This window comes from Mesorhizobium sp. M7A.F.Ca.CA.002.15.2.1 (assembly GCF_003998715.1).
Classification (GTDB): Bacteria; Pseudomonadota; Alphaproteobacteria; order Rhizobiales; family Rhizobiaceae; genus Mesorhizobium; species Mesorhizobium ciceri.
In genome coordinates, this window is record NZ_RZPI01000230.1 from 1 (window position 1) to 7,556 (window position 7,556).

The 7,556-nt window shown below is 62.9% G+C and carries 7 protein-coding genes; 3 read left to right on the forward strand and 4 right to left on the reverse strand.

The window, feature by feature from the left end; translation table 11 throughout:
* The 3 genes from ENZ74_RS14915 to ENZ74_RS14925 form a co-directional block, all read left to right on the forward strand.
* Window positions 1-605: TerC family protein (locus tag ENZ74_RS14915; protein WP_164761038.1), on the forward strand; the 605-nt coding region annotated here is incomplete at its 5' end.
* A 136-nt stretch (window positions 606-741) separates the two neighbouring features.
* Entirely contained in the window at window positions 742-2,055 is a 1,314-nt protein-coding gene (gene rimO / locus ENZ74_RS14920) for a 30S ribosomal protein S12 methylthiotransferase RimO (protein WP_013531645.1), read from the forward strand.
* A gap of 108 nt (window positions 2,056-2,163) precedes the next feature.
* On the forward strand, window positions 2,164-3,270 hold the full coding sequence (locus tag ENZ74_RS14925; RefSeq protein ID WP_063168007.1) for an acyltransferase: 1,107 nt from the start codon (window positions 2,164-2,166) through the stop codon (window positions 3,268-3,270).
* 47 nt (window positions 3,271-3,317) lie between these two features.
* Here the strand turns inward: ENZ74_RS14925 and ENZ74_RS14930 are convergent, their stop codons facing one another.
* The 4 genes from ENZ74_RS14930 to ENZ74_RS14945 form a co-directional block, all read right to left on the reverse strand.
* A complete protein-coding gene (locus ENZ74_RS14930) occupies window positions 3,318-4,385 on the reverse strand; it encodes a BMP family ABC transporter substrate-binding protein (RefSeq protein WP_013531647.1) in 1,068 nt (355 codons plus the stop codon).
* Between the two features lie 49 nt (window positions 4,386-4,434).
* Window positions 4,435-5,355: an ABC transporter permease gene (locus ENZ74_RS14935; protein ID WP_024503273.1), complete on the reverse strand. Its 921-nt coding sequence runs from the start codon at window positions 5,353-5,355 to the stop codon at window positions 4,435-4,437.
* Window positions 5,355-6,485, reverse strand: coding sequence for an ABC transporter permease (locus tag ENZ74_RS14940; RefSeq protein ID WP_013531649.1), 1,131 nt, complete (start codon window positions 6,483-6,485; stop codon window positions 5,355-5,357). Before ENZ74_RS14940 ends, ENZ74_RS14935 begins: the two co-directional genes overlap by 1 nt.
* On the reverse strand, window positions 6,482-7,556 hold a 1,075-nt coding region (locus ENZ74_RS14945; RefSeq protein WP_127312840.1), incomplete at its 5' end, for an ATP-binding cassette domain-containing protein. The genes ENZ74_RS14945 and ENZ74_RS14940, both read right to left, overlap by 4 nt.

Here is a 7,556-nt window from a genome sequence, read left to right on the forward strand (position 1 = left end):
ACCTCGTGCTGGCCGGCGACAATGCGATCGTCATCGGCCTTGCCGCTGCCGGCCTGCCGGCTGACCAACGCAAGAAGGCGATCCTCATCGGCGTGATTGCGGCAACGGTGCTGCGCATCGGTTTTGCCGCAATTACCGTCAAGCTGCTGGCGATCGTCGGCCTGCTGCTGGCCGGCGGCATCCTGCTGCTGTGGGTCTGCTGGAAAATGTACCGCGAGCTGCGCACGTCACATGCCGATGAGCTGGAAGCGACCGAGGCGCTGTCGAATTCGGACCTCAACAGTGACCAAGCAGTCGCCGGCAAGTCGAAGCGCAAGACCCTTGGCCAGGCTGCCTTGCAGATTGTCGTCGCCGATGTGTCGATGTCGCTCGACAACGTGCTGGCGGTGGCTGGAGCGGCGCGTGATCATTTTCCGGTGCTGGTCATCGGCCTTGTGCTGTCGATCGCGCTCATGGGGCTGGCTGCGACCTTCATTGCCAAGCTGCTGCATCGCCACCGCTGGATCGCCTATGTCGGCCTGCTGATCATACTCTATGTCGCGCTGGACATGGTCTATCGCGGCGCGGTGGAGGTCTGGCCACATGTGAACAACGTGGTCGGCTGAAGCTGGCGGACATCCGCGTCTTCACTCCGTCGAAGCAAGACCGCCGTGCGTTTTGCCGCATCGCGGGCCTGCCCATACCAATGCCGCAATAAGTGTGGTACTGCGCCGGCAATCCTGAAAAGCCCGGAAACCCTCTATGTCCGCTCCCCGCGTGAGTTTTGTCAGTCTTGGATGCCCGAAGGCCCTCGTGGATTCGGAGCGCATCATCACGCGCCTGCGCGCCGAAGGTTACGAAATCGCGCGCAAGCATGACGGCGCCGACCTCGTCGTCGTCAACACCTGCGGTTTTCTCGATTCCGCCCGCGACGAGTCGCTCAACGCCATCGGTTCCGCGCTTTCGGAAAACGGCCGAGTGATCGTCACCGGTTGCCTGGGCGCCGAGCCGGACGTCATTCGCGAAAAGCACCCCAATGTGCTGGCGATCACCGGGCCGCAGGCCTATGAGAGCGTGATGGCCGCGGTGCATGAGGCCGCACCGCCGTCGCACGATCCCTATATCGATCTCCTGCCGCCGCAGGGTGTCAAGCTGACGCCGCGTCACTACGCCTATCTCAAGATTTCCGAAGGCTGCAACAACCGCTGCACCTTCTGCATCATTCCCGCACTGCGTGGCGACCTCGTCTCGCGGCCGGCGGCCGATGTGCTGCGTGAGGCTGAGAAACTGGCCAAGGCTGGCGTCAAGGAACTTCTGGTCATCTCGCAGGACACCAGCGCCTACGGCATCGACATCAAATACCAGACGTCGATGTTCGGCGACCGTGAAGTGCGCGCAAAATTCCTCGATCTTTCGGAGGAACTGGGCAAGCTCGGCATCTGGGTGCGCATGCACTATGTCTACCCCTACCCGCATGTCGCCGACGTCATCCCGCTGATGGCGGAGGGCAAGATCCTCCCTTACCTGGATATCCCGTTCCAGCATGCCTCGCCGCAGGTGCTGAAAAACATGCGCCGGCCCGCGCATGGCGAAAAGACGCTCGAGCGCATTCGCGGCTGGCGCGAGGTCTGTCCGGATCTGGCCATCCGCTCGACCTTCATCGTCGGCTTCCCCGGCGAGACGGATGACGATTTCGAGATGCTGCTCGACTGGCTCGATGAAGCCAAGATCGACCGCGCCGGCTGCTTCAAATACGAGCCGGTCCGCGGCGCCCGCTCCAACGATCTCGGTCTCGAACAGGTCCCGCAGGAAATCAAGGAGGCGCGCTGGCACCGCTTCATGCAGCGTCAGCAGAAGATTTCGGCGACACAGCTGGCCAGAAAAGTCGGCAAGCGCCTCCCGGTGCTGATCGACGAGGCGCATGGCACATCGGCAAAGGGCCGCACCAAATACGACGCGCCCGAGATCGATGGCTCGGTGCACATCCAGTCGCGTCGTCCGCTGCGCCAAGGCGATATCGTCACCGTCAAGATCGACCGTGCCGACGCCTATGACCTCTATGGTTCGGCGGTCTGACGCCTCGTTCCGCGTAAATTTACTACATCTGGCGATAATCTAGGCCTCTTAACCCGCTCAGCCGCGATCCGCTCTATGGTTTGCCGACCGTAGATGCGGGAAATGCGGATGAACACCAGACCTGCGGAACAAAATTACATTGCGACGCTGGACCTGCTCAGGCTGGTCGCGGCGATGGCTGTCGTGTTCTTCCACTATTTCTTTCGCGGCGCGGCTGCCGAGGGCATTCTGGCTGAGGGTTATCCGCTTGCGGCACCGTTCGCCCTCTACGGCTATCTCGGCGTCAATCTGTTCTTCCTGATCAGCGGTTTCGTCATTGCCTGGTCGGCGGAAAACCGCAGTTGGGACCAGTTTGCGGTCGCGCGGTTCGTTCGCCTCTATCCGGGCTTCCTGCTCTGCATGACGATCACCTTCGCGATTGTCTTCCTTGCCGGGTCGCCGCTGCTTTCGGCCTCTTTCGTTCAGTATGCCGCCAATCTGTCGATGTTCGCGCCGGCGTTCGGCCAGCCCTTCATGGACGGCGTCTACTGGTCGATCGTTCTTGAGCTGGTGTTCTACGGCTGGGTGACGCTGGCGCTGCTCACCGGGCTGTTTCAGAAACGCAAGCTGGAGCTGATCTTGATCTGGCTGGCGATCTCGGCCTTGAACGAGTTCTTCATCGGCAGCGGCGCCGCCAGGCTGCTGTTCATCACCGAGTTTGGACCGTTCTTCGCCGCCGGCGTGCTGGTCCACCACCTGCATGCGCATGGCCGTTCACTGCCTGCAATGCTGCTGCTTGCCGCCGCGTTCCTGATCTCCTGCGGCACGCTGTCGGTGACGCAGCACTGGATGCTTGGCCACTACGGCATTGCCGTTTCGTCGGCCAATCTGGTCATCGCCAACGTCGTCATGCACGCGGCCTTGATCGGTGCGGTGCTGCTGCGCGGCCGTATCAGGGCATCGGGGCTCACCCTGGCGCTGGGCGGGCTGACCTATCCGCTCTATTTGCTGCACCAGGACATCGGCTATCTCGTCATCAATGCGGCAACGCCCCTTATCGGCAAATGGTTTGCCGCCTTTGGCTGCGGCGCACTTATGCTTTTCGTTTCGTGGGCAATCTGGCGCGCCTGCGAACGACCCGCACAGCGGCTGCTGAGGATTTGGCTCGGCCGCGCGGTCGATGCTGGCCTGGCGCGATTTCGTCGCGTCTCAGCCGGAGCGCAGCCCGCCGAATGAAAAAGGGCGCCTCGCGGCGCCCTCCTCATTTCGATCTCTTGCGCTACTTACTGCGGCAGCTTGTCGTCGACACCCTTCACATAAAAATTCATGCCGAGCAGCGTGCCGTCATCGGCGACTTCGCCATCCTTCAGCCACGGCGTGCCGTCTTGCTTGGCGATCGGCCCGGTGAAGGGGTTCCAGCCGCCGGCGATCTTCTTCTCGGTGGCCTCCGCCATCGCCTTCACGTCGTCGGGCATGTTGGTGTAGGGGGCGAGCTTGACCGCGCCGTCCTTGATGCCAAGCCAGACATTGTCCGGCTTCCAGGTGCCGTCGAGGGCTGCCTGGACCCGGCTGATGTAATAGGGACCCCATTCGTCGGTGAGCGAGGTCAGCTGCGCGTTCGGCGCGAACTTGATCATGTCGGAGGACTGGCCGAAGCCGTGCAGCTTGCGCTCCTCGGCCACCTGCAGGGCAGCGGTCGAATCGGTGTGCTGGACAATAATGTCGGCACCCTGGTCGAACAGCGCCTTGGCGGCGTCGGCTTCCTTGCCCGGATCGAACCAGGAATTCACCCAGACGATCTTGGCCTTGAAGTTCGGGTTGATCGACTGCGCGCCGAGCATGAAGGAGTTGATGCCCATCACCACTTCGGGGATCGGGAAGGAAACGATGTAGCCGGCAACGCCTGCCTTCGATTCCTTGGCGGCGATCTGGCCGAGCACATAACGGCCTTCATAGAAACGCGCATTGTAGATGCCGAGATTGTCAGATGTCTTGTAGCCGGTGGCGTGCTCGAACATCACCTTCGGGAATTTCTTGGCGACCTTCACTTCTGGGTCCATGAAGCCGAAGGAGGTGCCGAAAATGATCTTGCAGCCTTCGCGTGCCAGGCGCTCGAAAGCGCGGTCGGCGTCGGGGCCTTCCGAGACGTTTTCAAGATAGGCGGTTTCGACCTTGTCGCCGAGCGCCTTCTCCACTTCGAGACGGCCCTGGTCGTGCTGGTAGGAATAGCCGAAATCGCCGATCGGGCCGGTGTAGACCCAGCAGGCCTTCAGCTTGTCCGCGGCCTCGGCCGTCGCTGCCAGCGACATGGCGGCGGTCGTGGTCATCAGGGCAATAAGCAGTTTTTTCATCGTGTTACCTCTCTGAGTTAGCCTTGGAGCTTCCCGTTTGTTTTTGTTGTCAACGATCCGGAACGAATGGCTGCCCCAAGGAAGCCGGCGTGTTCATCATCGTCAGACGCTTGTTGCGCGAGATTAGAACGAGAACCACGACGGTTGCCAGATAGGGCAGCGAAGAAAGGAACTGTGAGGGCACTGGAATGCCAAAAGCCTGTGCATGAAGCTGGCCGATCCATACCGCGCCGAAGATGTAGGCGCCGGCCAGCACCCGCCATGGCCGCCAGGAGGCGAACACCACCAGCGCCAGCGCGATCCAGCCGCGGCCGGCGCTCATGTTCTCCACCCATTGCGGCGTGTAGACCAGCGAGAGATGGCCGCCGGCGAGACCGGCACAGGCGCCGCCGAAGATGACCGCGAGGTATCGGTAGCGGATGACCTTGATGCCAAGCGCATGCGCCGAGGTGTGGCTGTCGCCGATCGAACGCAGCGTCAGCCCGGTGCGGGTCTTGAACAGGAACCACATGACGGCGGCGGTCAGTGCGATCGAGATGTAGAAGATCGGATCCTGGCCAAACAGCAGCCTGCCGACCACAGGGATTTCCGTCAGGCCGGGAATGTCGAGGTTGGGCAGCCTTTCGCCGGGCTGGCCGACGAAGCTGGTGCCCATCATGCCGGACAGGCCAAGGCCGAGCAGCGTCAGCGACAGGCCGGTCGCCACCTGATTGGTGGCCAGCGACAGCGTCATGACGGCAAACAGCAGCGAGAACACCGCGCCCATGGCAATGGCCGCCAAAAGGCCGATCCAGGGTGATCCGGTGAGATAGGTTGCGCCGAAGCCGCCGACGGCGCCCATGATCATCATGCCTTCGACGCCGAGATTGAGTACGCCGGAGCGCTCGACCACCAGCTCACCGATTGCCGCGATCAGCAGCGGCGTTGCCGCGGTGGCGATGGTCAGAAGGATGTTTACGGTGATGTCCATCAACGGGCTTCCTTCAGCTTCGGTGCGGCTTCGAGTTTGGCCACGCCTTCCGGTTTGGTCAGCGCCAGGCCGACCAGACGTATGCGGTAGTGGATGAGCGTGTCGCAGCCGAGCACGAAGAACAAAAGCATGCCCTGGAACACCCGCGCCACCTTGTCGGAGATGCCGAGCGCGCTCTGCACTGCTTCGCCGCCGAGATAGGTCAGTGCCAGCACCAGTCCGGCGGCAACGATGCCAAGCGGGTTGAGACGGCCGAGGAACGCCACGATGATGGCGGTGAAGCCGTAGCCGGGCGAAATGACGGGCTGCAGCTGGCCGATGGCGCCCGAGACCTCCGAGATGCCGGCAAGTCCCGCCAGCGCGCCCGACAGCAGGAAGGCAAAGAACACCATCCGGTTGAGGCCGAAGCCGGCGAAGCGTCCTGCCCGCGGGCTCGAGCCCAGCACGCGCACCTCGAAACCTTTCAGCATGCGGCTCATCAGGATCCAGACCAGCACCGCGGCGACCAGCGCGAAGACAAAACCCCAGTTTGCCCGTCCGGCATCCGGCATCAGTTCCGGCAACACGGCCGAATCGTTGAACTGGATGGTCTGCGGGAAGCCATGGCCCTGCGGATCGCGCCAGGGGCCGCGCACCAGCCAGTCAAGGAAAAGTTGCGCGACATAGACCAGCATCAGGCTGGTCAGGATCTCGTTGGTGCCGAAGCGCGTCTTGAGCAGAGCCGGGATCGCCGCATAGGCCGCACCTCCGACCATGCCGAGCAACAGCATCAACGGCAGCACCAGCGGGCCTTCGAACTGCGGAAACAGTACTGGAAGCATCGAGCCAACGATGCCGCCGAGGATGAACTGGCCTTCGGCGCCGATGTTCCAGATGTTGGCCTTGTAGCAAACCGACAGGCCGACAGCGATCAGGATGAGCGGCGCGGCCTTGATCGCCAGCTCATGCAACTGCCAGATTTGGCTGATCGGCTCGATGAAATAGATGTTGAACGCAGTCAGCGGATTGACGCCGAGCAGTGCGAACATGACGGCCCCGGCAATGATGGTCAGCGCGAAAGCGATGAACGGCGACAGGGCCGAAAACAGCATGGAGCGCTGCGGGCGTTTGACGAGTTCGAGGCGCATCATGCCGTCTCCAACGTGTGTTCGGCGTGACCGGGTTCGGCGCCACCCATCAGCAAGCCGACCTTCTCGAAGGTCGCTTCGGCGATCGGCATCGGCTTCGACAACTCGCCATTGTGCATGACCGCGATCGCATCCGAGATCTCGAACAGCTCGTCGAGATCCTGGCTGATCACCAGCACCGCTGATCCGCTGCGCGACAACTCGATCAAGGCCTGGCGGATGTGGGCGGCAGCGCCCGCATCGACGCCCCAGGTCGGCTGGTTCACCACCATGACGCTTGGCCGGCGGTCGAGTTCGCGGCCGACGATGAATTTCTGCAGATTGCCGCCCGAAAGAGCCGCGGCCTCCGGATCCGGCGCGCTCTTGCGCACGTCCATCGCCTCGATGATGCGTTGGGACGCGGCCTGGATGGCGGCGCTCTTGACCATTCCGCCGGAACCGACGAACGCCTTGCCGTCGGTGGCATGGCGCGACAGCAGCAGGTTTTCGGAAAGCTTCATGCGCGGTGCGGCACCGTGGCCGAGGCGCTCCTCCGGCACGAAGGCAGCGCCCAGCAGGCGCCGTCCGGTGATGGTGAGGCTTCCCGAATCCTTGCCGCGAATGCGCACCGAGGCGGCATCCTGCTGCAGCACTTCGCCCGAAACGGATTCGAAGAACTCGCCCTGACCATTGCCGGCGACGCCGGCGATGCCGATCACCTCGCCGGCGCGGACGTTCAGGTTGATGCCCTTGAGCGGGATCGAGAACGGCGTCGCCGGTTGGCGGCTGAGATTGCGGATTTCGAGCAGCGGCTGCGCCTTGTCGATGCCCTCGACCGGCGCGCGCACCACGGCCTGCACCTCATTGCCGACCATCATTCGCGCCAGCGAAGAGGCTGTTTCCTCACGCGGATTGCAATGGCCGACCACCTTGCCGTGGCGCAGCACGGTGGCGCGGTCGCAGATGCGTTTGACCTCTTCGAGCCGGTGCGAGATGTAGAGGATGGATTTGCCTTCCGAGCGCAGGCGCTCCAGCGTCTCGAACAGCTTGTCGGCTTCCTGCGGCGTCAACACCGCGGTCGGTTCGTCCAGGATG